The sequence below is a fragment of the Serratia sp. P2ACOL2 genome (assembly GCF_003691565.1).
Lineage (GTDB): Bacteria > Pseudomonadota > Gammaproteobacteria > Enterobacterales > Enterobacteriaceae > Serratia > Serratia liquefaciens.
In genome coordinates this window covers 3,980,227-3,996,851 of sequence record NZ_CP033162.1, presented here as the reverse complement: position 1 = coordinate 3,996,851, position 16,625 = coordinate 3,980,227, and the positions used below count along the sequence as shown (strand labels likewise).

General features: G+C 57.3%; 10 protein-coding genes and 2 pseudogenes. 3 read left to right on the top strand and 9 right to left on the bottom strand.

Translation table 11 applies throughout. The features are described from left to right. Positions 1-26: 26 nt before the first annotated feature. The 3 genes and pseudogenes from yegS to EBA31_RS19360 all read right to left on the bottom strand — a co-directional run bounded on the left by yegS (position 27) and on the right by EBA31_RS19360 (position 3,408). Positions 27-944, bottom strand: coding sequence for a lipid kinase YegS (yegS, locus tag EBA31_RS19370; protein WP_020828101.1), 918 nt, complete (start codon positions 942-944; stop codon positions 27-29). 473 nt (positions 945-1,417) lie between these two features. Next, positions 1,418-2,769: pseudogene (gene yegQ, locus EBA31_RS19365) on the bottom strand (tRNA 5-hydroxyuridine modification protein YegQ). 300 nt (positions 2,770-3,069) lie between these two features. Further along, positions 3,070-3,408: a YegP family protein gene (locus tag EBA31_RS19360; RefSeq protein ID WP_020828098.1), complete on the bottom strand. Its 339-nt coding sequence runs from the start codon at positions 3,406-3,408 to the stop codon at positions 3,070-3,072. A gap of 351 nt (positions 3,409-3,759) precedes the next feature. Between EBA31_RS19360 and EBA31_RS19355 the strand changes: the two genes are divergently transcribed. Beyond that, complete coding sequence (locus EBA31_RS19355) at positions 3,760-4,023, top strand: antitoxin (RefSeq protein WP_020828097.1); 264 nt, start codon at positions 3,760-3,762, stop codon at positions 4,021-4,023. A gap of 2 nt (positions 4,024-4,025) precedes the next feature. Further along, on the top strand, positions 4,026-4,412 hold the full coding sequence (locus tag EBA31_RS19350; RefSeq protein ID WP_020828096.1) for a type II toxin-antitoxin system VapC family toxin: 387 nt from the start codon (positions 4,026-4,028) through the stop codon (positions 4,410-4,412). Positions 4,413-4,418: 6 nt separating this feature from the next. Here EBA31_RS19350 and baeR read toward each other — a convergent pair whose 3' ends face one another. From baeR to EBA31_RS19320, 6 genes and pseudogenes are all read right to left on the bottom strand, one after another. Continuing rightward, the gene (gene baeR / locus EBA31_RS19345) at positions 4,419-5,135 is read right to left on the bottom strand and encodes a two-component system response regulator BaeR (RefSeq protein ID WP_020828095.1); all 717 of its coding nucleotides are present in this window, start codon (positions 5,133-5,135) and stop codon (positions 4,419-4,421) included. Continuing rightward, positions 5,135-6,517, bottom strand: a complete 1,383-nt coding sequence (gene baeS / locus EBA31_RS19340; RefSeq protein WP_046372938.1) for a two-component system sensor histidine kinase BaeS — start codon at positions 6,515-6,517, stop codon at positions 5,135-5,137. Before baeS ends, baeR begins: the two co-directional genes overlap by 1 nt. Further along, positions 6,517-7,947, bottom strand: coding sequence for an MFS transporter (locus EBA31_RS19335; RefSeq protein ID WP_020828093.1), 1,431 nt, complete (start codon positions 7,945-7,947; stop codon positions 6,517-6,519). Before EBA31_RS19335 ends, baeS begins: the two co-directional genes overlap by 1 nt. Positions 7,948-7,957: 10 nt before the next feature. Continuing rightward, on the bottom strand, positions 7,958-11,038 hold the full coding sequence (gene mdtC, locus EBA31_RS19330) for a multidrug efflux RND transporter permease subunit MdtC (protein ID WP_122080001.1): 3,081 nt from the start codon (positions 11,036-11,038) through the stop codon (positions 7,958-7,960). After that, positions 11,035-14,153 (bottom strand): annotated as a pseudogene (locus tag EBA31_RS19325) (MdtB/MuxB family multidrug efflux RND transporter permease subunit). Before EBA31_RS19325 ends, mdtC begins: the two are co-directional and overlap by 4 nt. Then, a complete protein-coding gene (locus EBA31_RS19320; RefSeq protein ID WP_041415587.1) occupies positions 14,153-15,400 on the bottom strand; it encodes an MdtA/MuxA family multidrug efflux RND transporter periplasmic adaptor subunit in 1,248 nt (415 codons plus the stop codon). The pseudogene EBA31_RS19325 and the gene EBA31_RS19320 overlap by 1 nt, the downstream one beginning before the upstream one ends. A gap of 269 nt (positions 15,401-15,669) precedes the next feature. On the opposite strand from EBA31_RS19320, the gene EBA31_RS19315 reads away from it, so the two are divergent. Beyond that, positions 15,670-16,623, top strand: coding sequence for an aldo/keto reductase (locus tag EBA31_RS19315; RefSeq protein ID WP_122080000.1), 954 nt, complete (start codon positions 15,670-15,672; stop codon positions 16,621-16,623). Positions 16,624-16,625 lie beyond the last annotated feature (2 nt).

The window sequence follows — 16,625 nt, the reverse complement described above, 5'->3', positions numbered from 1 at the left end:
GCCTTGCCGGTGAGCGCCATAGACGGTTATTCGGGGGTAGGGCCTTGACCCAGCAGCCCGCAGTTAGGCGGCAGGCGACATTCAATGGCATGCGGCAACACTTCAATGCGAAAATGCTTGCCCTTCAGGGGTTCACCGTCGAGGTTAAAGGTCATCTCGTGCGGGGCCTTGATTTCCAACCACGGCAGTGCGGCGCTGATGACGTTTTTGTTTTCTTCATCGTTAAACAGGCTGGCTACCAGCGCCGGCAGAAGTTCATCAGCGATCAACAGGCGCAGTTGCAGCAAGCCGTCGTTGATCAGCGCGTCCGGGCAGAGTTGCTGACCACCTCCGGCCTGTTTGCCATTGCCGATGCCGATGACCAACGCATTGCCTGCCCAGTGGAAATCCGGCCCGCGGATCTCGCAGCGGTCGGCCTTGAGCGTATCCATGCGCAACAAACCGTGGATAAAGTAGGACACGCCACCCAGTGCCGCCTTCAGTTTCTCTGGTGTTTCGGTGGTGATGCGTGTGCCGAATCCGCCGGTCGCCATATTGATGAAATAGCGTTCATCGTTCACTTTCGCCAGGTCTATCGGCACCGCGCGGCCTTTTACTGCCAACCGCAATGCCTGTTCCGGCATCAAAGGAATGTTGCAGGCCATGGCAAAGTCATTGGCGGTGCCCAGCGGCAGAATACCCAGTACCGGGCGCCCGGCCGCCGGCAAGGCCGTTAGCGCCGCAGCCACTTCGTTGATGGTGCCGTCACCACCACCGGCAATCAGCGTTTTCACACCCAGTTGGCAGGCTTCCCGTGCGTAACGCGCTGCGTCACCCTGTTCCCAGGTTACGCGAACGTGAAGAGGCTGGCCTTCATCTCGCAACTTTTGTACTGCAAGGCGAACCTCGTCGTTGCCGGCGCCTTTGCCGTTAATGATAAGAAGCGCTGGTGCTGGTGAATGCATTCCCGATATCTCCCGGCTGTAAACTATAGGGCAACGATAAACTACCCATCGGCGACAGGCCATCAGAATATTCAGTTAATTCTGATTAATCCTGACCTGGCAGAGATTATTTCTGCAGGATTGACTTAAATTAAGATATATCCGTGGGAAAGTTAGTGGTTTTTGTTAATGCATTAATTAATCGTTGTAGCTTTATTTTTATATCGCCATGACAACAGGCCGTAATGAAAAATAGGCAAGTCAGTGAATTGAAAGCTAATGGATATATTAGATAGGATTATTTTACGATATCAAAGAAAAAGCCAGTCCAAGGGAGATTGGACTGGCTAAGGAGGTGGTTCCTAGTATTGCTATGCAAATCTTTTTCGTTCTTAGTTTTAAGCAGCTTGATGTTAACCAAGCTGCGGAGTAATTGATGTGATCCAATTCTAATATTTGCTAAAAAATGCCATTAAAGGATCACTCCCTGCATTTTATGCCGCAGGAGTATTGGTATCCGGCAAATTTCGGATCAGCAACGCGTAATTGAGATCGATATCTTGCGGGATCGGCAAATAAACGATATGGCCGTTACCCGGCGCCACGTCGATCGCTTCGCCTTTCTTATTTTGCATGCTCTCCAGGGTAAACAAGACGTTACCTCCTGGGGTCATCATTTCTACGCTGTCGCCGAGCAGGAATTTGTTTTTCACGTCAACTTCAGCCCAGCCGTCACGCCGTACCCCGGTGAATTCGCCGACAAACTGTTGGCGCTCAGACAGCGATGAACCGTAATCGTAGTTTTGCTGCGCTTCATGTACGTGACGGCGCAGGAAGCCTTCGGTGTAACCCCGATGTGCCAGGCCTTCGAGCGTGGTCAACAGAGTGGGATCGAAAGGCTTGCCGGCGACGGCGTCATCGATGGCGCGACGATAGACCTGCGCGGTACGCGCGCAGTAGTAGAAGGATTTGGTGCGGCCTTCAATCTTCAGCGAATGCACACCAAGTTGCGTCAGGCGTTCCACGTGCTGGATGGCGCGCAAATCCTTCGAGTTCATGATGTAAGTGCCGTGTTCATCCTCAAAGGCGCTCATGTATTCACCCGGTTTCTGCGCTTCGGACAGCATGAACACCTTGTCGGTGGGGCCCCGATGCCCAGCGTCGGCTCGACGGTCTGTACCGGGATCGGTTCATGCATATGCACGATGTTGCCGGTCTCGTCTTCTTTACCTTCTTCCGCTTTGTACTGCCAGCGGCAGGCGTTGGTGCAGGTGCCCTGGTTAGGATCGCGTTTGTTGATATAGCCGGACAGCAGGCAGCGGCCGGAGTAGGCCATGCACAGCGCACCGTGGACGAAGATTTCCAGTTCCATCTCCGGCACCTGGGTGCGGATTTCGGCGATCTCTTCCAGCGACAGTTCACGCGACAGGATCACCCGCGTCAGGCCCATTTGCTGCCAGAATTTTACCGTCGCCCAGTTTACCGCATTTGCCTGCACCGACAGGTGGATATCCATCTGCGGGAAGGCTTCACGCACCATCATGATCAGGCCGGGATCGGACATGATCAGCGCGTCCGGGCCCATGTCGATCACGGGTTTAAGATCGCGCAGGAAGGTTTTCAGCTTGGCATTGTGCGGGGCGATATTCACTACCACGTAGAAGCGTTTTCCCAACGCATGGGCTTCGTTAATTCCCTGCGCCAGATTCTCGTGGTTGAATTCATTGTTACGTACCCGCAGGCTGTAACGCGGCTGGCCTGCATAAACCGCGTCGGCGCCATAGGCAAAGGCGTAACGCATGTTTTTCAGCGTGCCGGCTGGGGAGAGGAGTTCCGGTGTAAACATAATGAGTCTCGGTCTGATTTCAGGTCAGTATACCTCTGTCTTTCTAACCGCAGCGTTGTTGGCTGCATTCGTTCACCCCAGTCACTTGCTCTACCAAGCTCCCGGAGACTCACGAACTTGCCGCCTAGCTGCTGTATGAAAGCCAGTGGGTATAACGCGCCCCAAATGGCGCAGTAAAAGCGGGGAATTGTAGCCGCAGCGCGGCGAGAAATCAGCAGGTAACCGGATTTATTACAGGGAGATTGATCCTGGTCATAAGAAAAACGCGCGATGGCGGGCATCGCGCGCCTTACAGATGCATTAAGCGCTCAGATCGCGCACGTCGGTGGCCGGACCGTTTTTGATCACCGACTGAATACCGTTCTTTGCCGCAGTTTCAGAGCTGTACATCTCACTGACGCCGATCACCTGATGGTTTTTGGCTTTCAGCACGAAATAAGGCTGATTGCTGGTGCTGTGCTTCAGTTCGTATTGTGCTTCGTGGGGGGAATTGGTTTGCACCGAGGCAATGCCATTCTCCGCCGAGGCCTTGCTGGCGTACATCTCGCTGGCCAGAATGATTTCGCCATTGCTGGCTTTCAGGTTGAAGTGGTATTGCCCATTCTTTGCTTTTTTCAGCTCATAGTGACCGATTGCCATGGTTCTTCTCCTGTGGGTTCCGATTAGTGATGTAAGTGTAGCCAATGGCTTGAAATTGAGCGGCTAATAAACCGGACTTGAGAAGGGTAGCGCAAAAAAAACGCCATTTTTTTGCGCTGACAGGGAGTTTTGTGCAGCGGATACTGCTGTAGCACGGGAAGCTAACGGGGGATTGTCATGCCGAAAGTTTGCGCAGCCCGCCGCATTCTTGAGCACGCAGTCTTTCAACCGCAACCTGGGAAGGCTAGGGTGAGGCCGTTGCATTATTGCGGTCAAAAAATAAGCGCCGCATATTGGCATCTCCCCTTAACAGGCATATGCTTAGGCCTATGCCTGTTAAGGGGGATGGAAATGGAAAGGGTCGCGAAACTGTTTAAAAACGGCAGAAATCAGGCGGTGAGGTTACCCGTGGAATTCGAATTTGATACAGATCGTGTGTATATCCGCCGCGATCGGGAGGGAAACGTGATTTTATCTAAATATCCGGCCAAACCTGACAGCTGGGCTCCGCTGCTGCAAATGATCGAAAAAACGCAGGTACCGCATGACTTTCTGGCGGCTGATGAACGTCAGCAGGGCAGTGCCACCCGCGATCCGTTCGCCGGGGAAGAGTAAGCATGTATATGTTTGACACCAATACGGTCAGCCAACTGTTCCGTCGGCATCCCCGCTTGCTGAGCCTAATGGAAAAAATCCCGCCTTCTGCGGTATGCATTTCCAGCATTACGCAGGCGGAACTGCTTTATGGCGTAGCCAAGCGGCAGAACCTTGCGCTGAAAGCGACGGTCGCGGCATTTCTTGATTCCGTGACGGTATATGCCTGGGACAGTGAAGCCGCGCATTGCTATGGCACGCTGCGGGCGGAAATGACGCAAAAGGGGCGGGTGATGGGGGCCCTGGATCAGCTTATTGCCGCCCACGCGCAGAGCCGCGGAGCGACAATAGTGACTAACGACCGGGCGTTTGCCATGGTGCCAGGCCTGACGGTAGAAGACTGGACCTAGGGCCGATTAAAGCCCGTTCACCAGGCGGCAAGGTTCGGACTCCCAGCGGTAACCGACGCCGTACACGGAGCGGATAAATGATTTCTCGCCGTCGATCAGCTCCAGTTTGCGCCGCAGGTTTTTGATGTGGCTGTCGATGGTACGGTCGGTCACCACCCGGTAGTCGTCATACAGATTATTCAGCAGCTGCTCGCGCGAGAACACGTTGCCCGGCTGGCTGGCCAGGGTTTTCAACAGGCGAAACTCCGCCGGAGTGAGATCCAGCATCTGCCCCTGATAGCTGGCCTGAAAGCGCGGTTCGTCAATGTGAAGCTGCGTTTCTTCCTGCATATTGTCCAATGGGCGATAGCAGCGGCGCAGAATGGTTTTTACGCGCGCAACCACTTCACGCGGGCTGTAAGGTTTGCAGATATAATCGTCTGCACCGATCTCCAGCCCCAGCAGGCGGTCGATCTCTTCAATTTTTGCCGTCACCATCACCACCGGAATATCGGTGAAACGGCGCAATTCTCGGCATACCGTTAACCCATCGCTGCCCGGCAGCATCAGATCCAACAGGATCAGCGCCGGCGAATGTTCATGTACCGCCGGGACCACCTCGCTGCCGTTGGTCAGCCAGCGCGTGGCATATCCCGCCGCTTGCAGGTAGTCCACCAGCAGTTGGCCGAGCTTGGGCTCATCTTCAACAATCATAATTTGCAACGGTTGATTCTGGGTTTCCATCATGACGCCTTATTCATTACCGGGGTGGCGAATTCTACTGTAATCCGCACGCCGCCCAAAGGCGAGTGCTGGGCGTAGATCGTCCCGTTGTGTGCTTCCACTATGTTTTGACAGATTGACAACCCCAGACCGGAGCCGCCACTGGCGCGGTTACGCGAACCTTCGGTACGGTAAAAACGTTCGAAAATGCGCGCCAACTGATCGTCATTGACGCCCGGCGCGCTATCCTGCCAGTAAATCAGCAGGCGGCCTGGCTGCGTCTGGGCGCCAATCTCCAGCTTGCCGCCGGCGTCGGTGTAACGCAGGCTGTTTTCCAGCAGGTTGTTGAATAGTTGGTTAAGCCTGTCTGGGTCACCAAACAGCGGTGCCTGTTCTGGCAGTTGGGTCACGATGTCCAACCCTTTGGCGTGAAAACGCTCGCGGAAGCTGGCAACCGCGATTTGCAGTAAATGCACGCAATCAACCTGCGATTTACGGTAGGCGAGCGCACCGAGATCGGATAACGACAGTTGATGCAGATCGTCCACCAGTTTGGTCAGGGTGGAGACTTCGGCCTGCAAGGATCCCAGCGAAGCAGCCGTAGGCTGACGTACGCCGTCCTGCAGTGCCTCCAGCTCACCGCGCAGCACCGCCAGCGGGGTACGCAACTCGTGCGAGACGTCGGCCATCACGGCGCGCCGCATCTGCTCATTTTTTTCCAATGAGGTAGCGAGCTGGTTGAAGTCATGCGCCAGCCGTCCCAGTTCATCCTGGCTGCTGACGGCTACGCGGGTGCTGAAATCGCCAGCCGCCAGCCGATGGGTACCGGCTACCAGCCGTTTGACCGGTGCCAGCAACCCGCGCGACATCAGCCAAGTGACCGCCGCTGCCAGCAGGGTGGACAGGGCGACAATCATCCAACTGGTGCGTCTTTGCTGCTGATCGAAACTGATGTCGGTATTACGTGTCAGCCTCTCTATGGGCGTCGTAATTACCCAGCCGACGATTTCATTGTTGTAGCGAATCGGATGACGCGGGCCCTCCTTCGGTACCGGGCCGGAGTGCCCCACCAGCCGGTTGTACTGGCTGTCCACCACCCAAAACTGGGTGCGCCAGCCTTTGGGCGGCAAATTGTGGCTGCTGTCGCTGTTTTGTTCGAACGAACGCATGATCTGGTAAATCACCTGATCGTTATTACGCAGAAAAACCCAGTTACCGTGACGACTGTACTGTTCTTCCAATGCTTCGCTCAGCATGTTGATGCGCTGCTCGTTGCTGTTTTTGATGTAGTCGATAAAACCGCGCTCGAAGCTGATGCGAACGCCCCAATGCATGGTAATGAGCACCAACATGCAGGTGGCGAAAATGGCCATGAACAGCTTGCCGGTGATGCCTATTTTCATTATTGCAACCTCGTGGAGCCGGTCCCCGGCTCTTTGGTCAGCGTACGGTTGGGGGCGGTATCGGCCGGAACGCGGGCGAAGGCCAGCGCGGGCAGCGCGATGATCAACGCCATGCAACAGTAGCTGTAAATAAATGCGCTATGGATGGCCGGGCTGTCGGTAACCACCTGATGATGGGCAAAGCTGCCGATCAGAATACCGGCGATGCTGACGCCAAGGCTCATCGACAGCTGCATCACCATCGACAGCAGGCTGTTGCCGCTGCTGGCCAGCCGATCCGGCAGATCTTTCAGCGTCAGGGTGTTCATGGCCGAGAAGCGCAATGAGTTGACCATGCCCTGGAAGAACAGTACTACCGGCAGCAGCCAGATCCAGCCCAGCATCGCCACCAGCGGGAAACTCAGGCTGATCAACGCCAGCATCAGCGTGGCGGCAACCAGCACGTTACGGTAACCGAAACGGTTAACCACCCGCACCACAATGCGTTTCATTCCCATGCTGCCGATAATCATCGGGATCATCATCAGCCCGGCGTGGAACGGGGAGAAGCCCATGCCGACCTGCATAAACAGCGGTGTCATAAAGGGCAACATGCCGCTGCCGATACGGCCCAGCAGGCTAGCCGTCAGCCCCACTTTATAGGTTTGGGTTTTGAATAACCGCAGTGAGAACAATGCGCGGCTGTTGCCATGCGCATGCCACCAGTAACCCGCCAGTGCCGCGATGCCGGCAACCACCAGCGCGGCGATGGCGGGAGAGGAGAGCCCCATCCCTTTGTGGCCGTCGAGCGCCAGCGTCAGCGTCGCCATGCCGATCGCCAGCATGATAAAGCCGCTGATGTCGAAGCGACGGGTCTGCATGCGGTAATTGGGCATCAGCAGCAACGTGGCGATGGCACCGGCGATCCCCACCGGGATATTGATTAGGAAAATCCAGTGCCAACTGGCGTACTGCACCAGAAAACCGCCCAACGCCGGCCCCATTAACGGGCCAATTTGGCCGGGCAGGGTGACGAAGGTCATCGCGGCCATATACTGTTCGCGCGGGACGATTTTCATCACCGTCAGGCGACCCACCGGTACCATCATGGCGCCGCCGATGCCCTGGATCACGCGCGAGGCGATCAGCTCATTCAGCGTCTCAGAACGGGCGCACAGAATGGACCCCAGAGTAAACAACACGATGGCGCTGAAGAACACCCGCTGCACCCCAAATCGATCCGCCAACCAGCCGCTGGCAGGCAGCATCACCGCCACCGTCAGCACATAGGAGACAATCACCGACTGCATGCGCAGCGGGTTCTCCCCCAGGCTGACGGCCATCGACGGCAGGGCGGTGTTGACGATAGTGGTGTCCAGCGTCTGCATAAAGAAGCCGAACGCCACGATCCAAAGTTGCCATTGTACGGAGGCGGTGTGTTTTATCAGCATCGGGTGGCCATTATTGAGGCAATGGATCCAGTTTCTTGCCGCGACGGAATTTCATCTGCAGCCGGTCAAAATACAGGTACACCACCGGGGTGGTGTACAGCGTCAACAGCTGGCTGACGATCAGGCCGCCGGCGATGGTGATGCCAAGCGGTTGACGCAGCTCGGCGCCGTCGCCGTGGGTCAACACCAGCGGCAATGCGCCAAACAGCGCCGCCAGGGTGGTCATCATGATTGGCCTGAAGCGCAGCAGGCACGCCTGGAAAATGGCGTCATGTGCGCTGATGCCGCCATTGCGCTGCGCGTCGAGGGCAAAATCGACCATCATGATGGCGTTTTTCTTCACGATACCGATCAACAGCATAATGCCAATCAACGCTATCAGGCTGAACGGCGCACCGAACAGCTCCAGCGCCAGCAGGGCACCCACCCCAGCGGAGGGCAGGGTGGACAGAATGGTCAGCGGATGAATGTAACTTTCATAAAGAATGCCCAGCACGATATACACAGTAGCGATGGCGGCGGCGATCAGCAGCAACTGAGATTTCAGCGTTTCCTGGAACACCTGGGCGGTCCCGGCAAAAGCGCCGCGTACGGTGGAAGGCACGCCGAGCGCCGTCATGGTTCGCTCTACGGCGGAGGTGGCGTCCGACAGGCTGCCGCCGTCCGGCAGGTTAAACGAAATAGTCGACGCGGCCGACAGACCCTGATGATTGACCGACAGCGGTGCATTGGCGGGGCGCCAACTGGCAAAGTAGGACAGCGGGATTGCCTTGCCGTCTTTGTTGATCACAAACATTTTGTCCAGTGAACTGACGTCCTGGGTGTATGGGGGGGCGACTTCCATCACCACTTTGTACTGATTGAGCGGTTGATAGATAGTCGAAATCTGACGTTGGCCAAAGGCGTTATTCAGCAGGTTGTTGGCATCGGAAACCGAAATACCCAAACGGGCCATGGTCTCGCGATCGTAAACCAGATCCATTTCTGAACCTTTGTCCTGCTGATCGGAGTTGACGTCTGCCAGCTCTGGCAGTGCAGCCAGCGCAATACGGATTTTCGGTTCCCATTCGCGTAGCGCGGCGAGATCGTCCGCCAACAGCGTGTACTGGTAACTGGCGTTAGCCTGCCGCCCGCCGACGCGGATATCCTGCACCGCCATCAGGAACAGACTGGCTCCCGGTTCTTTCGCTAACCGGGCACGCAGCCGGGCAATCACTTTCTGTGCATCGTCGCTGCGCACTGACAGCGGTTTTAACGAGATAAACATCGATCCGCTGTTGGTGCGTGAACCGCCGGTGAAACCGGTGACGTTTTCCACATCCGGATCTTCACGCACGATCTTCATGAAATCTTCCAGCTTAACGCGCATAGCCTGGAAGGAGATGCTCTGGTCTGCCTGGATAAAGCCCATCAGTCGGCCGGTGTCCTGCTCCGGGAAGAAGGTTTTCGGAATGCTGATATACAGCCAGACATTGAGCGCGATGGTGGCGAGAAATAGGGCCAATACCCAGCGTGAATGGCCAAGCACCCAGCTCAGCGAGCGTCCATAGCCTTTTTGCAGCGCCAGCAGCATTTTACCGAAACCACGAATGCGCCGCTGCGCTCGCGGCGGCTGGTGACGCAGCAGGTAGGCGCACATCATCGGCGTCAGCGTCAGAGAGATAATCAACGACAGCCCGATCGAGACTGACAGAGTGACGGCAAACTCGCGGAACAGCCTGCCGGGCAGGCCTTCCATCAGCAGCAGCGGGATAAATACCGCCACCAGCGACACGCTCATCGACAGCACGGTAAAGCCGACCTCCCGAACCCCCTGCAACGCGGCGTTGAGCGGTTTCATGCCGGCTTCGACGTGGCGCGAAATATTTTCCAGCACCACGATGGCATCATCGACCACAAAGCCGGTGGCGATGGTCAGCGCCATCAGCGACAGGTTATTCAGGCTGAAGCCGCACAGGTACATCGCGGCAAAAGAGCCGATCAGCGACACCGGTACTGCCACCGCCGGGATCAGCGTTGCGCGCCCGGACCGCAGGAAGATGAACACCACCAATATCACTAGCCCAATGGCGATCACCAGCGACTGTTCCACTTCCGCCAGCGAAGCACGGATGGTTGGCGAGCGATCCTGCGCGATATTCAGCTGAATGGACGCCGGGATGTTGTCTTGCAAGGCGGGCAATTCGGCGCGAATGCGATCGACGGTTTCGATGATGTTGGCGTCCGGCGCCCGGCTGATGGCCAGAATAATCGCCGGTTTGGCGTTGGTCATCCCGGCATTGCGTACGTCCTGTACCGAGTCTTTGATCTCGGCCACGTCGCTCAGGCGTACCGCCGCGCCGTTGTTGTAGTGGATAATCAGCGGGCGGTAAGCCTCGGCAGTTTTCAATTCATCGTTGGCCTGGATCTGCCAGCGCTGCTGCTGATTGTCTACCGAGCCCTGCGGCCTGCGTACGTTGGCATCACTGATGGTTTGGCGCACCGCATCGAGCGATATCCCCTGATTGAACAGCGCACTTGGGTTAAGTTCGACCCGCACAGCAGGCAGTGAACTGCCGCCGACCGAGACGTCGCCTACCCCTTCGGTCTGGGCGATTTTTTGCGCCAGCTGAGTCGAGGCGAAGTCGTAAAGCTGGCCCTGGCTGTAGGTGTCGGAGGTCAGCGTCAGGATCATGATTGGCGCATCTGATGGATTGACCTTACGGTAGCTCGGGCGGCTCGGCATGCCGGTGGGCAACAGGCTTTGCGCCGCGTTGATCGCCGCCTGCACGTCACGGGCCGCGCCGTTGATATCACGGTCGAGATCGAACTGCAAAATGACCCGGGTGCTGCCGAGTGAACTCATCGAGGTCATTTCATTGACCCCGGCTATCCGGCCCAGAGCGCGTTCCAGCGGCGTAGCCACCGACGAGGCCATGGTTTCCGGATCGGCCCCCGGCAACGAAGCGCTGATCGAAATCACCGGATAGTCGACCTGTGGCAGCGGCGATACTGGCAACAGGCTAAAACCAATCACACCGCTGATGGCAATTGCCAACGTCAGCAGCGTGGTGGCCACCGGTCGGTAGATGAACAGGGCGAAGAATTTCACGGCAGCTCCTGCACATCCGGCTGCCGGCGAGTGTTACGCGCCAGCTTGTCAAACAGCAGATAGATCACCGGGGTGGTGAACAGCGTCAGGATCTGGCTCATTACCAGCCCGCCGACCATGCAAACCCCGAGCGGGTGTCGCAGTTCCGCGCCGACGCCGGTGCTGAGCATCAGCGGCAGTGCCCCCAGCAACGCCGCCAGCGTGGTCATCAGTATCGGCCGGAAACGCAGCAGGCAGGCCTGATAAATCGCATCGTACGGCGTCATACCTTGCTCACGTTCGGCGGCCAGCGCGAAGTCGATCATCATGATGGCGTTTTTCTTCACGATGCCGATCAGCAAGATGATGCCGATGATGGCGATCACATCCAGTTCGCTGCCGGCCATCATCAGTGCCAGCAAGGCACCGACCCCGGCGGTGGGCAAGGTAGAAAGAATGGTAACCGGATGAATAAAGCTCTCATACAGCACGCCCAGCACGATATACATCGCTACCACCGCCGCCAGAATCAGCCACAGGGTCCCCCCAACGCCGCCTGGAACGCCAGCGTCGCGCCCTGGAACTGGGTGGTGATATCTTTCGGCATATCGAGATTTTTTTCCGCCAGGGTGATGGCGTCGACCGCTTCCCCAAGCGAATAATTGCCGGCCACGTTAAAGGAGATGGTGGCCGCCGGGAACTGATCGAGATGATTGACCGATAGCGGTCCGAAGCGCTCTTCGATTTTGGCAATGGTGTTCAGCGGCACGATGGTGCCGTTGCTGCTGGTCAGGCGGATTTCACTCAGCGCCGCCAACCCTGGCGTGGTGCTGACGTCATGTTCCAGCACCACCCGGTACTGATTGGCCTGGGTGTAAATGGTGGAGATCAACCGCTGGCCGAAAGCGTTGTACAGGGCGTTATCCACGTCACTCATGCTGATGCCGAGGCGGGAAGCCGAATCGCGATCGACGTTCACGTAGGCCACCAGTCCTTGATCCTGCCAGTTACTGGTGACGTCCGCCAACTGCGGTGCCTGTTTCAATTCCGCCATCAGCTGCGGTACCCACAGGCTGAGCTCGTCCAGCGACATGGCCTGCAGGGTAAACTGGTACTGGGTGCGGCTGACCTGGGTGTCGATGGTCAGATCCTGCACCGGTTGCAGATACAGCTTCACGCCGGGGAACTGTGCGCTCTGCTGCTGCAGACGAGTGATGATGGCCGGAATACGGTCGCTGCGTTCGCTCAAGGGTTTGAGGTTGATTTGCAGCCGGCCGCTGTTGAGCGTGGCGTTGCTGCCATCGACGCCAACAAACGACGTCAGGCTCTCCACCGCCGGATCCTTGAGGATTTCTGCCGCCACCTGCTGTTGGCGCTCGGCCATATTACTGAACGACACCGACTGCGGCGCCTCCAGCGTGCCCTGAATAATGCCGTTGTCCTGTACCGGGAAGAATCCTTTCGGGATCAGCAGGTAAAGCAAGACGGTGAGCACCAGCGTGCTGAACGCCACGCCTAGCGTCAACCAGGGATGATTCAGCACGGTTTTCAGCCATTTGCCGTAGCGGGCGATGACCCGGTCAAAGAAGCGCTCAGAAGCGGCGGAAAAACGGTTCTGCTTGCGCAAAGATTCGTGGCTCAGCATGCGTGCGCACATCATCGGCGTCAGCGTCAGCGAAACCACCGCCGAAATCAAAATCGCCACCGCCAGCGTCACGGCAAATTCACGGAACAACCTGCCAACGATATCGCCCATAAACAGCAAGGGGATCAGCACGGCTACCAGCGAGAAGGTCAGTGAAATAATGGTGAAGCCGATTTCGCCGGCGCCTTTTAAGGCGGCGTCGAGCGGTTTCTCGCCCTTTTCGATATAGCGTGAAATGTTCTCGATCACCACGATGGCGTCATCGACCACAAAACCGGTGGCGATGGTTAGCGCCATCAGCGTCAGGTTATTGATCGAAAAGTCCAAAAAGTACATGGCGGCGAAGGTACCGATCAACGACAGCGGTACGGCGACGCTGGGAATAATAGTGGCCGGGACATTGCGCAAGAACACGTAAATCACCATCACCACCAGCGCTACCGCCAAGAGCAGCTCGAACTGCACGTCGCTGACCGAGGCGCGAATGGTGGTGGTTCGATCGGTCAGCACCTTGACGTCGACCGACTTGGGCAGGCTTTTAATCAACTGAGGCAACATCTCGCGGATGCTGTCGGCGGTGGTGATGACGTTTACGCCTGGCTGGCGCTGAATATTGAGCACGATGGCCGGCTGCTTATTGGCCCAGGCCGCCAGCCGGGTATTTTCCGCGCCTTGTTCGATGGTGGCGATATCCTGCAGGCGGATAGCCGCACCGTTCTGGTAAGCGACAATCAGCTGACGATAGTCGTCGGCTGATTTCATCTGGTCATTGGCCGAAAGGGTGACCGAACGCGTTGGGCCGTCCAGGCTACCTTTGGCAGAGTTGACGTTGGCGTTGCTGATGGCGGTGCGGATGGTTTCGCTGTCCAGACCGTAGGCGGCAACGGCCGCCGCATTGAGCTTCACGCGGACCGCCGGCCGTTGGCCACCGGAAATGGTCACCAGTCCGACGCCGGTGACCTGAGATATTTTCTGCGCGACACGGGTTTCCACCATGTCTTCCACCTGGGTCATCGGCATGGCGCTGGAGGTCACGGCCAGCGTCAGGATCGGTGGATCGGCCGGGTTAACCTTGCTGTAAATCGGCGGGTAGGGCAGATCGTTCGGTAACAGGTTAGTGGCGGAGTTGATTGCCGCCTGCACTTCCTGTTCGGCGACGTCGAGCGGCAGCTCAAGCTGGAATTGCAAGGTGACGACCGAGGCGCCACCGGAACTTTGCGATGCCATCTGCTTGAGGCCGGACATCTGGCCAAACTGACGCTCCAGCGGAGCCGTGATCGCCGAGGTGACCACGTCCGGGCTGGCTCCGGGATACAGCGTGACCACCTGAATGGTCGGATAGTCGACCTCCGGCAGGGCGGACACCGGCAGAGCGCGATAACCGATGATCCCCGCCAGCAGGATCGCCAGCATCAACAGCGTGGTGGCAACCGGCCGCAGTATAAACAGGCGGGATGGACCGCCGCCGGCGTTAGGTGGCATCACCTGCATCAGGATTTCCCCTGGGTGCGAGGTGAGTGGATTGGTTTGCCGGCCGCAGAAGCCGCCTGCGGCGTGACCACCTCAACCTGCATGCCTTCGGTCAGGCGATCTATGCCGTCGGTCACCACCCGGTCACCGGCGTTCAGCCCGGCGTTAATCACCACTTTTTGGCTGTCCTGCACGCCGGTGGTCACCAAATGTTTACTGACCTTGTTATCTTCGCTCAGGGTCCAGACGAAGTTGCCTTCGTTGCCCATCTGCAAGGCCGCCGTAGGGATAACGATCGCATCCAGCAGCGTTGCCACTTTCAGGCGTGCATTAACAAATTGGTTGGGGAACAGCGCGTCATCCTCGTTGGTGAAGCGCGCTTTCAGTTTGATGGTGCCGGTGGTGGTGTCGATTTGGTTATCCAGGCTCAGCAGTGAACCGGTCGACAGCAGATTTTGGTTGGTGCGATCCCAGGCTTCGACGCTGACCGGGCCAGCTTTTTGCGCTTTGATCAAATCGCTGATAGTAGCCTCAGGCAGGGTAAATACCACATCGATAGGGTGAGTTTGGGTGATCACCACAATGCCGGTGGTGCTGCCGCTGGTGATGTAATTACCGACGTCCACCAGCTTCAGACCGACACGACCGTCAATTGGTGCGGTGATACGGCTGTAGGTGATTTGCAGCTTGGCGCTGTCGACGGAGCCCTGATCGGCTTTGATTGCGCCTTCGGTCTGTTGCACCAGCGACAGCTGAGTGTCCAGATCCTGCCGCGACACCAGATTGGTTTTGGCCAGTTGCTGATAACGTGCCAGATCGCGCCGGGCATTGGCGAGGGTGGCCTGATCTTTGGCCAGTTGTCCCTGCGCTTGAGCCAGCTGTACCTGGAACGGACGCGGGTCAATTTCAACCAGCAAATCGCCGGCTTTGACCTGTTGCCCTTCGGTGAAGTGGATCGCCATCAGTTGGCCATCGACCCGGCTGGTGACGGTCACGGTGTTGGCGGCGGTAGCCGTGCCCAGCCCGGAAAGGTAACGCGGCACCGTTTGCTGTGTGGCGGTCGCAGCCTGTACCGGTGACATTGGCGCTCCCCGTCGTCCTGCGCCTGCCGCCGCTTTGCCCCCACCGGCGTGACGCGCTCCAGGGGCAGCATTGTCGGCCGGCTGCGGAGCGCTGAAGTGACGCCATATCAGCACGGCGGCAATAGCCACAATAACCACCACCAACAGGCGCAGTAACAGTGAACGACGTGGGTTTTTTGCATTCATGGTGGCGAAAATCTCTCCAAAAGGCAGGCGTGCGGGCACTCATTGCCAAAAAAGTTACACTCCTTACAGAATACTAGTTTAGCGAGGAAAGACGGCATAAAAATGAAGGAAATATGGAGGAACCGTCAGCATTGTCCGAATAAGTTGTAGATTTGATCATGCTATGTTTATAAGCGTTGCCATCCGGCTTATAGCGAATGCGTTTTAGCGGATTTCCTGCTTTCGCGCTAATAATTATCCTGCGAATCATCAACTCCATGGAGCATGCAATGAGTCATAAAGAACTGGGCCGTTCGGGCATCAAAGTGCCGGCATTGACCTTCGGCGGTAACGTGTTTGGCTGGACGGCGGATCGCGAAACTTCATTCAGCCTGTTGGATGCGCTGGTGGAAAATCAGCTCAACTTTATCGATACCGCCGACGTGTACTCGAGCTGGGTGCCGGGCAATCAGGGCGGTGAATCGGAAACCACCATCGGTCAGTGGCTGAAAAAGAGCGGCAAGCGTGACCAGGTGATCATCGCTACCAAAGTCGGCAAGCCGATGGGCGAGGGTAAGCAGGGGCTGTCACCACGCTATATCCAGCAGGCGGTAGAGGATTCACTGCGGCGTTTGCAGACCGATTATATCGACCTTTATCAATCGCATGACGACGACCGGGACACGCCGTTGGCGGAAACCCTGGCGGCGTTCGACGGCTTGATCAAGGCCGGTAAGGTGCGGGCGATAGGCGCTTCCAACTATCAGGCCGATCGTCTGGAGGAGGCATTGAAAGTCAGTGAAGAGAATGGGTTGGCGCGCTATGAGACCCTGCAACCGGAGTACAATCTTTATGCGCGTGAGGAGTATGAACGCAGCCTGGCGCCGGTGGTGCAGCGCCATGGATTGGGCGTGATTAACTTCTTCTCGCTGGCCAGCGGTTTCCTGACCGGCAAATACCGCAGTGAAAAAGATATCGGCAAGAGCCAACGTGGTGACACCATCGTTGAGCGCTACCTTAATCCACACGGTTTCAAGATTTTGGCTGCGCTGGATCGGGTTGCGGAAAAACACCACATCTCGCCAACGCAGGTTTCACTGGCCTGGCTGATAGCGCGGCCGGACATCACCGCGCCGATCGTCAGCGCCACGTCGCTAAAGCAGTTGGATGAGCTGATCAGCGCTACCCGGCTGCGGCTGGATGCCGAGGATATCCGCATCCTGAACGACGCCAGCGCCTGGTGACC

Coding starts and splice junctions, on each gene's coding strand:
- EBA31_RS19335 (WP_020828093.1), bottom strand. CDS start 7,947: ATGCTGATAAAACACACCGCCTCCGTACAATGGCAACTTTGGATCGTG.
- EBA31_RS19320 (WP_041415587.1), bottom strand. CDS start 15,400: ATGAATGCAAAAAACCCACGTCGTTCACTGTTACTGCGCCTGTTGGTG.
- EBA31_RS19315 (WP_122080000.1), top strand. CDS start 15,670: ATGAGTCATAAAGAACTGGGCCGTTCGGGCATCAAAGTGCCGGCATTG.
- EBA31_RS19360 (WP_020828098.1), bottom strand. CDS start 3,408: ATGGCAATCGGTCACTATGAGCTGAAAAAAGCAAAGAATGGGCAATAC.
- yegS (WP_020828101.1), bottom strand. CDS start 944: ATGCATTCACCAGCACCAGCGCTTCTTATCATTAACGGCAAAGGCGCC.
- EBA31_RS19350 (WP_020828096.1), top strand. CDS start 4,026: ATGTATATGTTTGACACCAATACGGTCAGCCAACTGTTCCGTCGGCAT.
- EBA31_RS19355 (WP_020828097.1), top strand. CDS start 3,760: ATGGAAAGGGTCGCGAAACTGTTTAAAAACGGCAGAAATCAGGCGGTG.
- baeR (WP_020828095.1), bottom strand. CDS start 5,135: ATGGAAACCCAGAATCAACCGTTGCAAATTATGATTGTTGAAGATGAG.
- baeS (WP_046372938.1), bottom strand. CDS start 6,517: ATGAAAATAGGCATCACCGGCAAGCTGTTCATGGCCATTTTCGCCACC.